Source organism: Psychrobacter sp. 1U1, assembly GCF_051847535.1.
In the GTDB taxonomy this organism is placed as follows: Bacteria; Pseudomonadota; Gammaproteobacteria; order Pseudomonadales; family Moraxellaceae; genus Psychrobacter; species Psychrobacter saeujeotis.
The window spans coordinates 336,921-356,513 of sequence record NZ_JBPYDD010000002.1 but is presented as its reverse complement, the minus strand read 5'-3'; the positions used below and the strand labels follow the sequence as shown (position 1 = coordinate 356,513).

The following is a 19,593-nucleotide window of genomic DNA, read 5'->3' as shown; positions in this document are numbered from 1 at the left end:
TTGCAATTGTGAGTAGGCTTGCTCACTTCTATGATCGCTGATCCATTCGGATAAACCGTTATCCGTGTTGCGATAGCCGCTCTCAATGGCTTGCTCATCAGTTGTGGCAAATAGACTAGGATGGGTTATTCAGTGGATTTAATAATTAGTTGCTGAAGAGCTTGCTTTTAAGCTCATTCTTGGCAGCTTCAAAGTTCTCACTATTACAAGCTTCATTCAATATTTTATTGGAGGGAATACTAGACCAACCAGCTTTATAGTCAAACTTATACGCTTCGTAATTACCTTCGTCTGAAAAACAACAAGCATAATATCCAACCAAAGCTTTACATTCTTTTCCTGATATTTTTGCATCGATTATATTTAGGTTTGGTGTACCAAGAATTTCCGCAGAAAAATAATCAAGTCTCTTATCGTTACTAGGCATAACCTCATAAATAATATCTACACCGTCCAAATTTAGATCGTAATAGCTAGATTTTCCATTGTTGTAACTTAGTGAAGGAGTTGTAGGAATATAAGTCACTAGTGCATCTAGTCGGGTAGGAATATTAGCCTCTTTAGAGTACAAGGTTCTAGCTTTATCATCAAAAGAAGCTATGAATTTATTGTTCTTTAATATAAAGATATGTTCAGGATTCTCATCATTAGATAGTATGGTAAATCCTTTAGTCTCATATTTTGTATAATTATCTGAGAATATATCGCTATTTTTAATTTTGCTATCAAAGTCCTTAATATCTTTAGTTGTAAACCCATATCTTTCTAAATCACTTTTATCAATATATTCTATTATTGATACTTTTTTAGGTTCAGTTATGTCTGAGTTATAACTACAAGATGATAGAAAAGCAATAACAATAGGTATTAATAAATACTTAATTTTCATGGGTGGGCTGTCCTTATATCTTAATTACTGGCTATAACATTGATTTCCTACGTCTTTCCAAGCTTCTTCAAAAGTATCATAATTGTCCCAGTTCATATAATCTAAGCATCTTCTTACACCTGGCATAGAGCTCAGTTCTTGGTATTTTAACCTTTCGCCAGTAGCCTTATACCAGTTATAATCTTTTAGAAAAATGTTCCTTATTTGATTAATACTTGCTTCTCCACCTACTAACATTGCTTGTAGAGCACCTAAAAGACCACTAGGAGCATTCGAATACTCTTTAAGTAACGCAGTTACTATTATATCTGTAGTCCTGTCTTCAATATTGCTAATTTGATCTTCAGAAATATAAGAAACTTTTTGTACCACTTTATTCTGGAGCTTAGCTTTAGTTTTGTTGCTGGTATATCTTCTAGCGTGAATAACTGGATCACTCATAAAAACCCCTCATTTTTTGCCATGGTAAGTGTAAACTTACTTCAATTTCATCTTCGCTTTCTGAGTAAAACTCTTCAGTTAAACCATCTTCATTAGTAGTACCATGATAGACTTGACCAGTTCTTTTGTTTTTACCTATATATTTAACATTTGCATAGGGTATGTTATTAGCAAACACAAATTGATAAGTTAAATTATAAGACTTATCTGCTGTTGTTTTTTGCCAAGGTAGATCTAAATGGACTTCAATTTCATTTTCAGAATTTGTATAAAATTGTTCAGTCCATCCATGTTCGTCAGTGACCCCATTAAACGTTTCACCAGTTACAATATTTTTAGCTGTATAGGCTACACTAGCGTAAGGTATATCGTTTTCGAAAACAAACTGATACGCTAAATTATAAACCCCATCCATTAGCGTTTTTGCATAAGGTATCAAACTCGGCAACACCCCAAGCCCCAAACCATCCATTCCACCCCCAGCCCGACTATGCTTACCGCCTTTCTCCGCAAACTCTTTGGCCGCGATAGTAATATCAGCACCATCAAGGGTGATACTCGCACCCCCAGCTGTTATCGTCACTTTATTAGTTGCCACCACCTCAACTTCTTTGGTGGAGGAGGCAATGTTCACGTCCTGTTTAGCTGTGGCTTCAAGTTTGCCCGTATGGGCGGAGAGGGTAATCGTCTCTTTGGCATTGGTGAAGCTCACTTGACCATCGGCTATAACATTCAGTGCTTCATTGCTAATCTGCTGGTGAGACTCGCCACTACTGATCCTCATGTCTTGCTGAGTGGTAGTAATTATCTCACCCATTGTTCTATGAACGAGCGTGTCGCTACTCACATAGCTGATGTCGGCACTGCTATCTATTAAGGTAAGTGGCGTGGTTTGATGGGTTTGGGTTTGTTGCTCTTTGGCGATACTCTCTAATTGCGTTTTAACAGCTTTATGGTCGTTAACTTGTCGTCCAAGTCCGGTTGCCAACTGCTTGAGTCGCTCCGCTAAGTGCTGACCACCAAGTGCCGTTTGAGTAAGGCTTGGAGTATGATGTTGGTAATTGTGTTCTTGCACTTGTGCGTGGGTTTGCGGCTGAGTGGATAAGACTAAAGCTTCTCCTGATTTAATACTGATTTGCGCGTTGGTTTTGGCGCTAATGCCTTGTTTCTTTATCGTGCCATCACTTTGTGAATCGATAATACCCATCTTAAGACTGGCAGAAATTTCTCCTGCATCGACGTTGAGTTGTGAGTAGGCTTGCTCACCTCTATGATCGCTGATCCATTCGGATAAACCATTATCCGTGTTGCGATAGCCGCTCTCGATTGCTTGTTCATCATTTGTGGCGAACAGGCTGGGACGACTATTAGACAGTAAGCTACCGGTATTAATCAGATGCTCGCTATCACCGATGGACTGGATTAGGGTTTGATCATCTTCTCTGTGGTTGAAGTGGCTGCCATAATTGCTTCCTGCTTGGGCTTCTAATCGATTGATAGATTGAGCAGGGCTATCTAATAAATAGTTGCGTGTCGGCGTCATATGATTGCGACTGTCCGTATCAGACTGGCTATCTGCGATCCCTGTCATCGGAGGGAGTACTTGTCTGCTATACAAAGGACCGACCCAAGGGGTGTCGGTGGTGATTAGCCTGAGCTGGGTTAAATGAATACCTGCTTCTAGACTGGAGGCATGACGCTCGTGATGACGACGGCTATTGGTCAACCCTGTTACATGAGCGAGGCTATTGCGTGCTAAATGCACGATATGAGTGGCACGGTAATGCTGATTAAGATGGCTATGACCCACTAGGGTAAAGGTGTCCGCAATGTTTAAATCAGTACAATGAGCAAGCGCATGGTAAACGCTGTAGCGACTGTGGTGACTGTTTGCCATGATAGTAGCGTCATCGATAGACTCAGTATTTGTCACAGGAGCAAAGGCGGCTGGAGTGTCTAAGGTTAGGGCGTTTTGTCCTCCTTGATGACTCTCTTCGTTATCACTTTGACCAACAGCAACATCCGCTGACTGAGTTGGGTGCGCCACGCTAGCGCTATTAAAGCGCTGCATTGTAATCGTGTTTGGTTGGCTACTGATCTGCTCACTGAGGGCTAGGATAGGCGCGTCGACACGGTCATGCAGAACTTGTTGGTAGCGCACCGGACCGATGTTTTGACTGATACCGTCCTCATTGCTGGGATAGGCTGAGGTGATGATAAGGGTGGGCGGGGCATGCTCCTCAGTTTGAGCATGACGCAGGTAAGCGGTGAGTCCTTGTCTTGAAAGGCGCTCACAGATATGACTCCAGTCACTGTTTTGCCACTGAGTCATACGCGCTGGGGTCCAACTGGCGTTTTCTTCACTACTGCCCTCAGTGCCACTGTCATCGATTACGTCTATTTCTTGCATGGCGACGCGTTCTGATACCATGGCTTGTACCGACAAGTCAGTATCTATCTGGCTGCGGGTATGTTGATGTAAGCGATAGGTGATGGGCTGAGCGATGAGTCGATAGTAGCCATAGCTACCATCATGATCTAATTGTCGTGTTGCAGTGATATATAGATGACGATAGGTAAGCCCACTTGGGGTATCAAAGCTGAGGGTTAAGGGGCTACCAATCAAATGGGTCAGTGGCATAAAAGAGGGGTGATTGAGCTCATGGATATAGACATGCAGCACGTAGGTGTCGATACCGTGCTGCTCTGACGATGAAGGTCTGCCCGGACTACTTGGGTTGAGCTGGGCGATGATATCGTCTTCACAGGATCCATGAATCAGCTTATGTAGCCACGCTTGATGCGCACTGATATCTTGATGGCTACTGGCATAGGGTGCTTGAGTGCTGCACACGCTAGCATAGAGTCTATCAGGATGCATGGGGAGCACGGTATTGGTCAAGCGTAGCATGGTGGTTGTCCCTATTGTTAAGCGAAAGCATTATCAGCTTGAGTACTTATTTGCTATCGTCGTATATAGCGGTATTATTGACCAAGGAGAAATTCGATACGGCGATTACGAGTACGCCCCTCTTCAGTCTCATTGCTGGCGATAGGATCAGCGTCGCCTTTTCCGGTGGTACTTAGACGAGCAGCATCTATATTACGACCGATTAGATATTGCTTGACCGCTTCGGCTCGCTCATTGGATAGGGCTAGGTTGGCAGTAGGGTTACCCACATCATCAGTATGACCAGTGATCGTAACTGGCTTATCACCTAGACTTTGAATGACGCCTGCCATGTCGTCTAAGATTCCAAGACCTAATGGGGTGAGGTTGGCGCTGCCTGATTCAAACTCGACGATACGGTTGCCGAGAGTGTCATCTATTAAACGTTGTTCGCCTTCTATTACGACTAGCTGATTTTCTAATTGATAGAGATCGGTCAAACGTGTATGGATGCGATTTTGGATCGCTTGCCTTTGCTCAAGACTGCTGACTTTGCCATGTAAGCTAATAGTAGTGCCATGAATATCGATTCGGCCTTGACGAATATTGGAGATATCGCTATCGATAATGGCTGTTGCTATCTGTTGCCAATTGGTCGGTATGCTGATATTGGAGCGAACTTCAATTTCATCTCTGACTGGTTTATTAGGGTATTGTGCTTTGAGCTTTTCAAGGAGCTGCTGCTTATCCGAGCTAGTAGCGACGACACCTTTAATGACGACCGGCACATCTTGAGAGCCATTTGTAATATGGGCATCGTTGTGTTCTGCAAAGACAACGGCACTCATAGGAAGCGTCATAGCAGCAGCCAATAGGAGACTTTTTTTGCGACCTGTTAGCTTAGGTATTGTCGTTATGGAGAGGACTTTCATTAAAGTACCTTTTTAATCTAGATGTTATTAAACAGTTATTAAACAAATTAATCTTAAACATAGTCTCAAAAAGCTATTGTGCTAAGAAGGTTTTTTTGAACAGTTGTCTGGTATCATACAGGTAAAGATTGTCTTGCAACAACACTTTATTAAAGCGGGTCAGACCGATATCTTCATCGATATAACCTTGTGTCCAGTCACTATTAGCGATCCAGACCCAGTCATCAGGTTTTGTATCTCCGCTACTTGTTAGTTGGCTAAGTACGCGTCCGTCAGGTTTAGTGAAGTTCAGTAACAAACGATAATGATTAGAGGTGCGATATAGATAAGTGTTGAGACAGATTTGATGTGGCTGGTAAAACCCACTTATCAAGTCATGCCAAAAAGTCGCCATATGTATAGCGCTGGCTTTATCAGAAGTTAGTGTCCAGCATATGGATTTGTTGAGACCGTTGAAGCCTTTAGCGAAAGTAGGCAAAAACAACAAGCCTGTCGCGATAATCTGCTGTACCAGTTGCTGTTTACTGATATCCATTAATACCGAAATGTCTTGTAGAGTCATGGTATTAATAAAATCATAGTAGTGTGTGCTGGCATTGTTATCGATAGTCAATAGACAGTCGTTTAAATTGTCAGTCACTTGTGTATTATCGCTCTGAGTCTTTGCCGCACTCAACGTTGCATAAATATCATCCCAAATAGTAAGCGATTTGATAGGAAGGTAGTTCGTCCAGCTTTTGGGCTTATCCAAATGGATAACGCCAAAGCCGATAAGAGGATACTTTCTATGACTACTATCATGACTGGGTATGAGCACTCCAGTAATGATTTGATTTACAGCAGTATCGACGTGACTGAAATTTAAAAAGGGAGGCTCTTTGGAGGGTACATCACCTTCTGATGACTCGTTCAATATGGAGCCTGAAGTAGTCAGAGCTTGACTTACCCACTGATCAATAATGTTGGTTTCATTGATATGAGCGCGCGCACGCACGAAGTCTCCGCGAGCAGGCAGCTTGCCAAAATAAACTAAAGGTAGTGATTCGGGCATCATCGCGTTTGCTCCTGCTGCTCAGATGGTGCAGAAGTGTTATTCGTAGTTGCACTACCTTGTTCATTGCTTTGATCTGCTAAATTATTAGCTGAAGAGCTGTTATTGTCAGCGTTAGAATTAGCAATTGGCTTTGCACTACGCGTAACGCCAAGGGCGATTACATCAGCAGGTAGTTTCATGCCAGTAAATGGATTGTTGGAGCGACCTTGACTGGCAGTATTACCACTGATAACTCTAAAGCGGACAGAGATAGTTGTGCCATCACCTGACCATGCCATCTCAAAGATGTCATCGCCAAGCTCGGTCCGGCGTGCGCTATTGATGAGGCGTTCTACCCCGAAGCTTCCGGCTTCTTCAAAGACAGTAAAGTCTCTGCCATCATAGTCCTTGGCTCTAATACTAGCGCCAGGCTGGCTACTAGGGTTTGGCCATACAAAAGTCGTCCATGCTTGTGTGCCCATACGATAACGCAGCTGCTGACCGTCGACTACGATTGTATACTCTGTCAAGCCGCTCACTGGTAATGGCATAATCTGGAACGTTGTTTGATTGGAAGCAGCACTAGGTCCAGACGGGCCTGAGCTATTGCTACCAGTATAGTTGACAAAGTAACGACCGAAGTCAGCGACGAACTGTGGGTTCAGACCTAAACCTGCACCATTCCAAATCTTACTCGAAATTTGATCACCGCGACGAATGATAAAGGGCGATAAAGTCTCGTTAACGAATCTCGACACATAGCCATCTTCCCCAAAGAATTGACCAATCTCTGCTGGTGTCGCCTCTAAATTAGCATTGGCAGTAAATGGATATTTTTTCTCTAAATTATCGAGGAACGGTTTGCGTACTTGCGCTTGCCAGACTTTATTAATCTCAGCCTTAGTAGGTGTAAGCAGCATATTGAATGAGCGAGTCAGCGGCTCACTTAACAATGGGCGAACAAGCTGTTTTATCTCCGAATTGGCTTGACTTAGTATTTGTTCATCTAAGATCTGTAGAGACTTGGTTAGTTCTGAGCCGTCAGGACTTAGGGTCTGTGAAGCAAACAATAGGGCATCAGGACCGATATCGTCACTACGCGCTATATTATTAAAGCGTGTTCTAATATTTCCTAAGCTTACTAGGTAATTGTCTAACAGCGACAGATCTTGATTATCCTCTCTTGGCGTGACTAAAGCATGAATAGAGGAGAATTCTTGTGCGATCACACCTGAATTGGCTTGCGGAGCAGAATTTGTGTCACTAGAGCTACTACCGTTGTTCATTGACGCTTCTGCCATACGCAGTTCAGCTGGACTTTGGCGCAGTATGGTCTGCTTAAACCAATTTACAAATGAGCGTCGAGACTGACCACCATTAGCAGAGCCTAGGTTAGCAGCTTGGTTGTCCCATTGAGTTTGACGATCAACCGTCTCAAATAGAGTTTTTAACGGTGATTCTTTTGCGTTAGACAATTGATTTAACAAGACAGCATGGTCATCGAATCCCTCGCTATCACGAACGTAAACTTGCGATATAAATCGTTTCCATTCAGAGATATATTCTTGCTTATAACGATTGACTAAATATTGTCGTATTTGTTCAGGGCTACCAGTCAACGTGAGATCATCTTGGCTACTGGTTGCCAGCACCCAATCATCTGCTACTATTCTAGTAGTGGCAGCTTTATCAATCTCATCACTAACGAAAGACTCCCACGCTTGCTTGGTAAAGGTACCTGAGATCACATAGCTACCAAGTAGTGCTTCATTGGCATCATTTTGAGTGATCTGTGCAACCGTAACAGAAGGGAAGCGAGCAGATGAGCGCATTTTGATTTCAGAGTAGACGCGCTCACGTGCAGGCTGGCCTTTGCTGACTTTAGATAGGTTGCTACGCGCTTTATCTATCAGTCCTAAGTCATTTTGGATGAGCGGGAAAGCGGAGTCGTCGACATGTGCCAGGGTAAAGCTTAAGATGCGCTCAGCTTGGCGAATCATTTTGTCGCGTGGCATGTCAGCTCGATTGGCATCGAGCCAGTTACGCCAAAACCTTGTCATTTGGTCACTTAAATGACTGGTTTCTAAATTGTCGTGATTACCTAGCATAAGATAAGCTTTTAACGCATTATAAGCATCTTCAACATCGGTCGGATCGGACTGAATATAAGCGTCATTAGTCGTAGTCTCAGTTGTATTTTCAGTTGCAGATTCCTCTGTGCGTACTGTCAGTTGCGCCGCGTTAGTATTTACCTCTGTCAGGAACTTTTCTATATTTTGTTTGGTAGGGGCTAAGACGATGATGCGGATGCCGTTATAGTATTCTGCTAGTAGTTTTTGTTTGAGCTTGCCGCCTTGATAGAGACCAAGACTCAAAGACAGTGGTTTATCTTCTTCATAGTTCTCAAGCTGCTCTATTCGGCTTTGTAAAATACTAAGTGACTCAAGCTGAGACTGCAGATCACCATTAGCGTTTTTTTGTAGCTCGGCAACTTGTTGTAAGTCGGCTACTACGCGTTCAGTTAATTGCTTATTATTAGCATATGACCATGTCCATAGGCTGACAGCCGCGCACAATGCAACTACAGCGCCTAATGTAGCAATAGCACGATGACTGCGTTTATTACGGTTTTTGTGTTGTTTGACCAAATGCTTGTCTTTTAGGATGACTTTAGAAAATAAATCTTGTAAGAAATAAGGTTTATCAGCAGCTTCTTGTTGGGTATTGAGGGGTACAGCTGGTGGATGCAAGTCGTAATTTTGCACCATTTGCAAAGTCATCTGACTGCTAACCTGCCCATCTTGTAAGGCGCTAGTAAAGTAAAATCCGCGCAATATGGGCTTAAATTGAAAAGGGTTGTCCTCAAACAAAGCATGCATGAGCGTCCTTATCATCGGACGTAGCGACTGAAATTCCATAGGAAAAGTCATCAGACTTGGCGAGACAGTACGCTGATGACGCAAAGACAATTTTGTCGTACTCAAGTCTTTTAAACCGTTGACCAATACGCCAAAATGCTCTTCGAATACGTCAGTGATGTTGATGTTTTCGGGATCTTCAGGGTAAGGGATGGTCGCGCCCCATACTTGACTACGCTCTTCTTGTTCATAATCATTAAAAAAGTCACGAAAGCCTGAGACCAAGTCCATCTTGGTAAAGACTACGTAGACAGGGGCGTAGACTTCCAACTGTTCGGTCAAGTCTTGGACACGGCTGCGTAAGTTTTTGGCTAAGTCTAAGGCATAGCTTGGATCATTTTTGGTAAGTTCGGCGATACTGACAGCGATAATAATGCCGTTAATTGGCGCTTTAGGTCGATTCTTTTTGAGCAGATTTAAAAAGGATAGCCACTCCAAGCGATCTTCTTCGTAGACAGAGTAACGGCCTGCGGTATCAAGCAAAATACCTTCGGTTGAAAAGAACCAGTCACAGTTACGCGTACCGCCAACGCCTTTTACCGATAGCTTATTGGTTTTTTCCATAAATGGAAACTTCAATCCAGAATGCAGTACAGCTGAGCTTTTACCTGCTGCTGGATTACCAATAACCATATACCATGGCAGCTCATATAATGCCGCCTTACCGGTTTGATCACCAATCTTTGACTTCCGGATAGTCTTGATAGCGTCTTGCATTTGTTGACGTAGCGCTTGCACTTCTTGTGCATTTTCATCTTTGGCCTTGTGAGCGCTATTTTCGTCGTGACTCTCATTACCACTATCTTCTACCAAGTTCGCAAGTTCGTCTGAAGCTTTTTTACGCCTTTTCCATAAGTAGTAGCTAAATACCCCTAGCACTGTGCATGTCAACAATATACCAATAATGATGGTAAAGGTTTTGATGGTCACATAATCATACAGCAAGACTAGAGCGACTATGATACCCAAGACCAACAACACTCTTGGGTTATAGATAAGATGAAAAAACCTTGAAAACATGCGTGCTACCTAGTGTGATCTTAAGACAATAAAATAAGTATTTACAACAATGAAGCGTCAATTTTTTCATAAGAGCTACGCTTAAAACGCCTAGGAAAAATCTGCTAACCAAAGCATAGAACATCGCTTATGTTGGGTTTCTAAAAATATATAATCTGACTCTTGTTGGTTGGTATTAATTAAATTGACGAATAATGATAAACCGATAAATGGTTTCAACCAAAGGTTAGATGGCATATAATGCCCTAAATAAAGCTCATTTACTAGTATATCTTGTGCTGTCAGTGCATCAATAAAGCTCATATATACTGACATATCATACGGTTGTTTCTCCGGATTAATGTCAGTTATAGATGTAACACTAATATTTTGAGGAAGAACATTAGTTTTATTTATGGTATCGTCTAATTCTGTTTGAGTGTGCGTCTTGATAGTGGTTGATGACAGTGAAAAAGAGTTGTCTAGCAGTAAGTCTTTGATCCTCATTAACCGATGACTATAGCTACGTCTGCTATCAAGGCATACTTCTGATTGGCTATGGTCGTTTATATCTGCATTTTGTGTACTCATGTCTTTAACATCAGGAGCACATATTTTAGTTAATAAAACGTTGGCATAAGTGTCGATATCAAGTACGTCTTGGGCTGCTTGATTGCCAAAGATAAGCAGTACTCCAGCTTCGGTAGGAATGATGGTAGAGCTATTATTTGAGTACAGCTGTAATTCTAGCCACTCATCATTGATCTGTGTGTCTGCAATGATCAATAAGCAAAGCTCAGGAGACGCTGATTGGGCCAATGGCATCACATGTTCATTGATAAATTGCATAGAGTCGTAAGTGATATTACGTTCTAGATCAATATCATTAGTGACAATCGGGTTAATAGTAATTAAGGATTCTAAAAGCCCATAGGTCGATAGCTGCTCTTTTGTGGCTGCGATGAGTAGATCTGTGTCTGCACCTTCAGGCACGCACAGATAAATGGAAAGTTTAGAGAGTGAGCTATCAGTAGGAGTGACGGTGGGTTCTGCATTGTTTGTTTTGTCTGCACTAACGAGGTAATGCTGCTGCCAATCAGGATGAATATCGATGGCTGAATTGGGCTCAGAAACGTCTTGATTGGAGTGTTCGTAAAAATGTTGAGCAATGCTAGATAACGTCTTATCACTTAAAGAGAGCTGTTCATAAATCAATGAACATAAACGCTCAGTTAAGCCGTTTAAATCTGAATCCGCTAGGTTTGTAGCCTCCATATACTCGTATGGTAAAGGTGCGACATCGGCAAGCGTTGCAATCGGTTTTGTCAGTATTGGCAATCCATCAAAGTCTGTCAGCTTCTCATTTAGTAAAGTAAGATCCTCATCGTTGTCAACTACATCAGACCAGTTATCTCCTTCAGGCAGACAAATGCTGCTGTATATAAACAAATTATAAGAATCCGGCGGTTTGGGGCTTTTTTTCTCACTACTGATATCTGATACATCGGCAGCACTGCTTGCTACTTTTTTTTGTCTCCATCGAAGCGCTAGCATCAAGGCAAGCAATAATATCGGGACAATGACAAACCAAAGCAATAAACCAAATAAAGTAAGCTGTACGGCATGGTCTTTGAAGTACATCCAAGCCAATATGACATAAATGATCAGGAGCAACACTAAGAAATAGCGGGCATAAGATATTAGTTTATTCACTACCACTCTTTTTACCCCTATTTACCGACTTTTTTTCTTAAGTTTTATGAATTAATCAAAATTTTTACTACTGCTTTGTAATATAAACTCAGTCAATAATATAATATTCCCTTTTATTGTTCGACTAAAAATAAGTAATTTTTAGCTTATAGGATTTTTTAGACCAACAGTTTATACAGGATGATTCTCTAAATTGAGTGATTTTCCTTTTAAAAATACGGTAAGAGGAGTAAAGACAATGTAAACATAAAAAGTAATAGTGAAATTAAGTTAGCTTATTTTAAAGCGCTTCATTTGTCTATATACTATCTATAAAATAATGATTACCAACGACTGTTTGTATTTTTATGGTTTACTTAATTGTTTCTGTCTTTACACTGATATCAGTTGTCGTGGTGGTGGTACTTTTTGATCCACAACTGTGTACGCAGATATTTGATAAGGTAAAAAACAATGTCCAGCAGTTATCTGGTTTAAAAACAAGTTTCTTATCAAAGCAGCTACCAGTAACGTTTTCCCGCTCTACTATAAAGGGTACTCATCGTTTTATATTACCTATCAATATAAAGCGCATCCCAATCATATCTACACTGTCACTGTTAATTATTGCGGCGACTATTGGCCTATGTTATGCCCTTATCACGCATAACTCTCTTGAGGTTTACCATGCCAAAGATGCTACGCACAGCACAGCTAATTCACAGATTAACCAGCTACTTGTAGGTGAGCGTCTGCGACCACCGCCATCGCCACCAGAAGAGCTATTTGCTGAACTTGAAGCTGAAATTGCAAGCTATCAAGCCGCACAGACTGAGAAAGGTTATTGGCTCGATGAAAAAACGGATTTTTCTCAAGTCGGAAGGCCGCTCATATTACCTGAGCCAGATTTGTCCACTCTAAATGCTCAAGATAGTACGACTGGCTATCCAGGAGACATCTTGGCTTCGCACCTGCACAATGGTCATATCAATATCAAAAATGCTGACCGCAATTGGAAAAAGATGAACTCAGAATTTGTTCAACGGCTGTTAACTGTTTATAAGGTAATGAGCGATCAGTATGGCTATGATATGGTGCTTTTAGAAGGCTATCGTAGTCCTGCAAGGCAAGCAAGATTGCTTAAAAAAGGCACACACGTAACCAAAGCGGGCTCTTATAAAAGTTATCATCAGTTTGGTCTTGCAGGGGATAGCGCGTTTATTAAAAACGGTAAGATTGTCATTACTGAAAAGGATCCTTGGGCGATGCGAGGCTATAGATTATATGGTAAAGTGGCCAAATCAGCTGGACTTGTGTGGGGAGGAGACTGGCGAATGATGGATCTTGGGCATGTTGAGCTGCGCAAAAAAGGGGTGCTTGGTCGCCCAAAAATGGCAGAGATTTTGACCAGTCAATAATAACTATAGTATTTCAAGGTAAATTGAAAATATGAACATATGTAAGATATTATCCATAGGATTGATGACAGCTGGTTGTCTGTTGAGCGGCACGCTAGCAGGATGTAGCGCTGATAAATTAAGCAAACCAAATAGCAAAGTCTCTACGCTGGCGGGCGAATCTACTATTGCTGATAATATAAAAAGCATCATCAGTAATGGCAAAAACAGTGACAATGACGATCTGCAAAACTTAAAAGCTCAGTTAGAAAAGCAGCAACAGCAGATCGAAAACATGAATATCGAGCAGCAGGCTTTGCAAGAGCAGCTAAATCGGCAACAGGTTACGCTAAATATCAAACCTATGGCCAATGCCAATGCAGGACGTGCCAAACAAGGTACTGCGAGTATCGCTTATATTGCATTTTTAGCAGAAGAAAGTCAGTTCACCGAAGTTGAAAAACTGGCTGCGAAAGAAGTCAGTGTCATCCCCAATCGTGAGACCAGTCTGACTTTAAATATTCCTCAAGATGCACACTTTATGGCGGTTAAAGTGGGACTTAGATACACCAAAAAACGCTCACAGCTCCTTATTCCGCTTAATAGTCTCAATTTTGATAAGCCACTGGTGCTTCATATAGGCGCATGTGACGTCAATATCGTAGAGGGTATCAGCCCAAAGCTTGCGCCTGCATTTACGACCAAACTTAAATATTATCAGCAGCCATTAGTCAGCTGTTTGTAGGAGATTGTCTTGAGTAAACATAGAGTACTATGGGGTGAGGGGCTGTTTTTAAGACCTCAGCATTTTCAGATTCAAGACACGTATCATAACTCACAGCGCGCCCTGAGTATGATGCTGATGCAGCCGTATGCTTACGGAGTATCCGATGTTCAGATAGATAAACAGCTTTTAGAGAGTAACTTGTTAAGCTTTCAAAGTATTTACGCTGTATTGCCAGATGGCACAATATATCAGGCACCTCGTATAGATGCATTACCAAAAGGTATTACGCTAGATAGTCAAGATCATGGTGATGAGGTCTTTGTATTTTTAAGTTTAGAGATTGTCCATAATGACAGCAATAATATACAGACAGAGCATAGTGATAATCCAGCGCGCTATGTGAGGGGAGCTATTGAAGCAAAAGATTTATATAGTCAAGCAGCTGAAGCGGTCATTGATGTTATTAAATTGTCACCGAGCCTGCAACTGAGTCATTCTGCGCAAGCGCCCAGTCAAGATACCCTATCGTTGTTAGTTATCAAACTGGTGCGCACAACCCAAGGCATCTACCAAGTGGACGAAGATTATATCGTCCCTAGCGTTCATATTAAGAGTAACCCTGCGCTCGTTGGCCAAGTTTATCGTTTGATGACCATGATCAATACCAAATCGACTTCATTATATGATCATCATCGTCAGTCTAATAATGATTTACTAGAATTTCGCTCATCAGACATTGCATCTTTTTGGCTATTACATACGCTCAATACTGCATACTCTCAGCTAAGTCACTTATATAACAATGCTAAAATACATCCAGAGCGCCTTTACGAGACACTATTAAATGTGGCCAGTCAATTGGCCACTTTTAGCTCATTATACAAAGTAGGCGATCTGCCGTCTTATCATCATGACAATGCTAATGAGTCGTTTAATAGCATCATCTCAATCATTCGTGAGTTACTCAACACCGTGATTGCGAGTAACTTCATCTCAATCCCATTGCGTCAAAATAAATCGTCTTACTATACAGGGGAGCTGAGCGGCGACAAAATCACACGCAGCTCACAGCTATATCTATCTATTAGCTCCTCACTGCCGATGCATGAATTAATCGATATCGTACCACGCCGCTTTAAGGTCGCGACCCCTGATTCGGTAGAGAAGCGTGTCTTATCAGCGCTGCCCGGTTCATCTGTCTCGCATGTGACTCAAGTACCTAGTGCGATACCTGTGCGGCCAGGATTTAGTTACTTTACCATTGAGCCTGTAGGTGAGCTGTATGATGAGATGATAAAGTCTGAATCTATCTGTATCTATGTGCCAAACGGTTTTGATGATTTAAAAATAGAGCTAATGGCTATCGTACAGTAGTGGATTTTAGAAGCTACTATCGAGCAGCGTTATAAATCGCTACTTGTGTATACACGTTAATTGATAGCTGTCGTTAATTAATATCTCCAAAACCAGTATTTTCAAAAATTAAGCATTAGGAACGATCATGTCAGAGAATAATTCAATTGGTTCTGCGCCCTCATTGTTAGATTCAGGTGAGGTGGCATCAAAGGTCTCAGCAATCGGTCTTGATAAACGCATCAGCAGCCAATCGCTGGTTGATATCATGTATGACGGCTTTTATTTAGTGTTCTTACTACGCAACCACTACTTTAGTACCGAACCACATAAGTTTCGTCAAAAGATATACGACTTCCTAGATAAATTTGAGATAAATGCGCGCAAAAAAGGCTTTTTATCAGAAGATATTCATGAAGCCAAGTACGCTTACTGTGCGCTGATTGATGAGACCATCATGACCTCGCAGGAGCCAGAATTTCAAACGCTAAAAGACGCGTGGGAGATGAACCCTTTGCAACTGGATTTATTTGGCTCACAAATCGCTGGCAACGAATTCTTTGAACGCTTAGATGGCTTACGTCAACAAGGGGAGAAGCGTTTACCTGCTTTAGAAGTCTATCACTATGCAATGCTGCTTGGTTTTCAGGGAAAGTACCGTCTTGAAGCACCGGAAAAGATTCGCTATCTAATCTCACGTTTAGGCGATGAAATTGAGCATCTTCGCGGCAATAAAAACGAGTTTTCACCGTTTTGGGCGATTCCGGATCAGATTAAGCATACTCTCACTAGCGAAACACCGTTATGGATTATTCTCGCGGTCATGGCGGTATTATTGACTATAATATTTGCAACCATGTGGCAATTTACTAATAGTTTTTCTGACAACCAGCTATCAGCGTATGACAATGTGATTAAAGAAAACAAAGAGCAAGCGCATATTTCAATTTTCTTACCGTAAATCGTATTTAAATATGTTACCAAGCCCATAGAGTTAATACTTCATTCAGCCTCATAACAAAAAAAGCCGTTTCATTTATACAATGGAATGACTTTTTTTATTGTACGGATTTATTGCCTGAAAATTGACATATAGTCGATACCAAATAAAATCGACACGTTGTGACGTGATGCGTAACTGGTATAAATTTTTATTGCTTGCTGTGTCTACGCTGACAGAGGCTGCAAAAAATTTATACCAGTCTCGCTGTATCGTTTTTATAGCGAATCGACTATATAGTATAGCTATTAATAACACTTGGCTCTGTCGTTAATAGGTCGTTATTAATAGCTTGTCAATGTTACGTTTTTAACTTCGCCAAGCCATATCTGTTATAGTTATTTATAGTACTATTAATGAATATAACCAGCTCAATCTTTATAACCAATACCATCATAATAATTATTAAAAATAGGGCTTAAAAAGATGGATACCTTAAATATCCTATACCTAGTGGGGGCATTGTTAATTTTTGCCAGTATCATGGCAAGTACACTATCAGCACGCTTGGGCGTTCCGTTGTTACTGCTGTTTTTAGCAGTAGGCATGTTGGCGGGCGAGCAGGGTATCTTAGGAATTGAGTTTTCACAATATAATATTGCCAACTTCGTCGGGCAGGCGGCCTTAGCTTGTATCTTGTTAGACGGTGGATTGCGTACCTCGTTTAAATCATTTCGAGTCGGTCTAAAGCCTGCGGTCACTCTAGCGACTTGGGGCGTACTGGCTACCGTTATGGTGCTAGGGGTCTTTGTCACTTGGCTGCTTGATGTGGATTGGCGCTTTGGTTTGCTGATGGCAGCAATCGTTGGTTCAACCGATGCGGCAGCGGTGTTCTCTCTATTACGAAATGGCGGGGTCAAGCTCAACGATCGTGTTCAAGCCACGCTCGAATTAGAGTCTGGTGCCAACGATCCTTTGGCTATCTTGTTGGTTACGGGCTTAATCGCTCTAAATGTAGATCCTGCTGGGCAGACCGTATTTGGATTTCTAGGATTGCTATTACAGCAATTGAGCTTTGGCTTGGGAATGGGTTTACTCTTTGGTTATCTACTCTCTAGGCTATTACCCAAGGTTCATTTAGCAGAGGGTATGTATGCAATTTTGATACTTTCTGCTGGCTTGTCAGTCTTTGCAGCTACCAATTTAATCGGCGGTAGTGGCTTTTTGGCTGTCTACCTCACTGGTGTGCTAATTGGCAACCATAAAGTGCGCTCAACTGAGCATGTAATGCGAGTGATGGATAGCTTTGCATGGTTGTCGCAAGCGGTGCTCTTCGTCGTTTTAGGACTATTAGTCACACCATCAAACGTCATCAATGTTTGGCATTATTCAGTGGCAATCGCCGCCTTTATGATTTTGGTTGCCCGACCTATCGCCGTCTATACCAGTGTTAAGCCTTTTAAGTTTAAAGATAGGGAGATTGGTTTTATCTCTTGGGTCGGTTTGCGCGGTGCTGTCCCTATTACCCTTGCCATTTTGCCAGTCATGGCGGGAATAGATGGCGCTTTTATGTTGTTCGATATTGCGTTTGGGGTGGTGGTCTTATCGTTGATTTTACAAGGAACGACCATTCCTATTATGGCAAATTTATTTAAGGTGCGTATTCCGACTAATAAAGACCCAAAAGAGGAGCACGAAGTTTGGGTGTCAGACAAGGCAAGTATCACTTTATACGAGTTTGAAGTTCAATCAGGGGCGTTTGCCATCGGTCGTCATCCTAAAGGCATCTCCAACCGAGTCAGTCCTGATGAGATTAGTATTTTTGCGCTAGTGCGTGGACAACAAATAGTCATTGTCGATGAAAATACTAAGCTGAAATTTGGTGATAGCGTCTGGTACGCCATGAGGGGCAATCATGCCAGTAAGATTGCCAAGATCTTTAATGATACGACGTTAGATCGTAAAGCCATTGATGACTTCTACGGAGATTGGTTGTTATCACCCAGTGTAAAGCTTGGGGATTTACCGTTTTTTACTGGTGTCATGGCATCCGAAACCCTCACACATAAGCTCAAGTCTAAAGCTGACGACCCATCAATAAACATGTGGCAGCAGACCGTGGCTGAGTACGTTAAAGAAAGCTTGGACACGGCTCCAGTGTCGGGTGATACGGTCACGATAAATGACGAATGGTCGTTAGTTATTAAAGAGGTCGATGACAAGGGAGCGCTTAGAACCATTGGCTTAAAACACCAAGAATTGCCAACGATGGTCTAAGACAATAAACAAGCTTTGATACTGTTAAAAAACCAAGCTATGCAAAATCAGGCCATGCAAAATCAGGCCATGTCTGACAAAGGGTAATGCTTCTGAACGTAGGCAATACACAGCTCATAAAAGGCTTGCGCTGGCGGTGAGATGGTTTTATTCGCTAATTTAAAGATGCCGATCTGTCTGTCCAGAGCTGGTTCCAGCAAATCAAGCCATACCAGTTCAGGCTCGTTAGAAGGGAAGGCGAGCTTGGGCAAAGTCGTGATACCAAGGTCATTGCGCAGTAGTGAAAACAAGGAGGTAATGTTTTCGACCGTGTAGCGCGCATTGCGGTTAAGCACCTCAGCAGGCGTGTTTTCAAGTAGCCGACAAGTACCATTATAGATAAAGGGCTGCGCGACTAATTGTTGCCATTTAAGCCCTTTTTTTCGTGATCTATTTTGTTGCTTTTCTGACTGATTTTTCAACTGATTTAACGAGTTACTGTTTAAGCAAACGACGCCTATTGGGTCTGAAATGAGCGGTGTAAAATCTATATCCGCCTGATCTATACTAATACAGTTACCCAATGCTAAATCTACTTCTCCTGCCAATAATCGATTGGCCACTCCAACAGAATTATCATCTATCAATACAATCTCAATATCAGGGTGCTTTTTGGCGTATTCGACCAACACGCTTGGCAACAGCTTGGTGACGAGCGATGGCACGCTGGCAATTCTTATTTTACCTTTGTCACCAGAAGCAGATGCTTTGAGATCATCTTCTAGTGCTTTATAAGTGGTCAGGAATTGCTCAATCTTCGGTAAGCAGGTTTCACCAAAAGGGGTGAGTGTGGCTTTGTTACCACTTTCAAATAAACGCTGACCGAGCGTCTTCTCCAGCTCTTTGATGGAGGCTGACAGCGCTGCTTGTGATCGATTGGCGCGCTCAGCCGCAGCACGAAAACCGCCTTCTTTTACCACAAATAAAAAATGCCGTAATTGCTGTATTTTCATATTTTCTGCCGCCGAAATCTGTTTATCAATAATATATCTACTATGATAGATTAAATCTATCAATTTTAATATTTAATTAGTTAGATTTGTCATTATTAAAAGGGTAGCATGGA

13 protein-coding genes are annotated in these 19,593 nt (G+C 41.9%); 5 read left to right on the top strand and 8 right to left on the bottom strand.

Translation table 11 applies throughout. The features are described from left to right. Window positions 1-145: 145 nt before the first annotated feature. The 7 genes from ACS8FB_RS03800 to ACS8FB_RS03770 form a co-directional block, all read right to left on the bottom strand. Entirely contained in the window at window positions 146-889 is a 744-nt protein-coding gene (locus tag ACS8FB_RS03800) for a hypothetical protein (RefSeq protein WP_439261079.1), read from the bottom strand. A gap of 24 nt (window positions 890-913) precedes the next feature. Next, window positions 914-1,330: a hypothetical protein gene (locus ACS8FB_RS03795; protein ID WP_192520870.1), complete on the bottom strand. Its 417-nt coding sequence runs from the start codon at window positions 1,328-1,330 to the stop codon at window positions 914-916. Further along, window positions 1,323-4,241, bottom strand: a complete 2,919-nt coding sequence (locus tag ACS8FB_RS03790; protein ID WP_439261078.1) for a DUF2345 domain-containing protein — start codon at window positions 4,239-4,241, stop codon at window positions 1,323-1,325. Before ACS8FB_RS03790 ends, ACS8FB_RS03795 begins: the two co-directional genes overlap by 8 nt. A gap of 74 nt (window positions 4,242-4,315) precedes the next feature. Next, the gene (locus tag ACS8FB_RS03785) at window positions 4,316-5,152 is read right to left on the bottom strand and encodes an OmpA family protein (protein WP_439261076.1); all 837 of its coding nucleotides are present in this window, start codon (window positions 5,150-5,152) and stop codon (window positions 4,316-4,318) included. A 73-nt stretch (window positions 5,153-5,225) separates the two neighbouring features. Continuing rightward, the gene (gene tagF / locus ACS8FB_RS03780) at window positions 5,226-6,206 is read right to left on the bottom strand and encodes a type VI secretion system-associated protein TagF (protein WP_439261075.1); all 981 of its coding nucleotides are present in this window, start codon (window positions 6,204-6,206) and stop codon (window positions 5,226-5,228) included. Beyond that, entirely contained in the window at window positions 6,203-10,123 is a 3,921-nt protein-coding gene (gene tssM, locus ACS8FB_RS03775; RefSeq protein WP_439261074.1) for a type VI secretion system membrane subunit TssM, read from the bottom strand. Before tssM ends, tagF begins: the two co-directional genes overlap by 4 nt. Before the next feature lie 90 nt (window positions 10,124-10,213). After that, window positions 10,214-11,815 (bottom strand): hypothetical protein, encoded by a 1,602-nt coding sequence (locus ACS8FB_RS03770; RefSeq protein WP_439261073.1) that lies wholly within the window; start codon window positions 11,813-11,815, stop codon window positions 10,214-10,216. A 347-nt stretch (window positions 11,816-12,162) separates the two neighbouring features. Between ACS8FB_RS03770 and ACS8FB_RS03765 the strand changes: the two genes are divergently transcribed. The 5 genes from ACS8FB_RS03765 to ACS8FB_RS03745 all read left to right on the top strand — a co-directional run bounded on the left by ACS8FB_RS03765 (window position 12,163) and on the right by ACS8FB_RS03745 (window position 18,488). Then, the gene (locus tag ACS8FB_RS03765) at window positions 12,163-13,212 is read left to right on the top strand and encodes a M15 family metallopeptidase (RefSeq protein ID WP_439261072.1); all 1,050 of its coding nucleotides are present in this window, start codon (window positions 12,163-12,165) and stop codon (window positions 13,210-13,212) included. A 31-nt stretch (window positions 13,213-13,243) separates the two neighbouring features. Continuing rightward, on the top strand, window positions 13,244-13,936 hold the full coding sequence (locus ACS8FB_RS03760) for a hypothetical protein (protein ID WP_439261071.1): 693 nt from the start codon (window positions 13,244-13,246) through the stop codon (window positions 13,934-13,936). A gap of 9 nt (window positions 13,937-13,945) precedes the next feature. Continuing rightward, window positions 13,946-15,292, top strand: a complete 1,347-nt coding sequence (gene tssK, locus ACS8FB_RS03755; protein WP_439261070.1) for a type VI secretion system baseplate subunit TssK — start codon at window positions 13,946-13,948, stop codon at window positions 15,290-15,292. A 127-nt stretch (window positions 15,293-15,419) separates the two neighbouring features. After that, a complete protein-coding gene (gene icmH, locus ACS8FB_RS03750) occupies window positions 15,420-16,232 on the top strand; it encodes a type IVB secretion system protein IcmH/DotU (protein WP_439261069.1) in 813 nt (270 codons plus the stop codon). A 465-nt stretch (window positions 16,233-16,697) separates the two neighbouring features. Next, complete coding sequence (locus tag ACS8FB_RS03745) at window positions 16,698-18,488, top strand: potassium/proton antiporter (RefSeq protein WP_439261068.1); 1,791 nt, start codon at window positions 16,698-16,700, stop codon at window positions 18,486-18,488. Window positions 18,489-18,550: 62 nt separating this feature from the next. Here ACS8FB_RS03745 and ACS8FB_RS03740 read toward each other — a convergent pair whose 3' ends face one another. Next, window positions 18,551-19,480, bottom strand: a complete 930-nt coding sequence (locus ACS8FB_RS03740; protein WP_439261067.1) for a LysR family transcriptional regulator — start codon at window positions 19,478-19,480, stop codon at window positions 18,551-18,553. Between the last annotated feature and the right edge of the window lie 113 nt (window positions 19,481-19,593).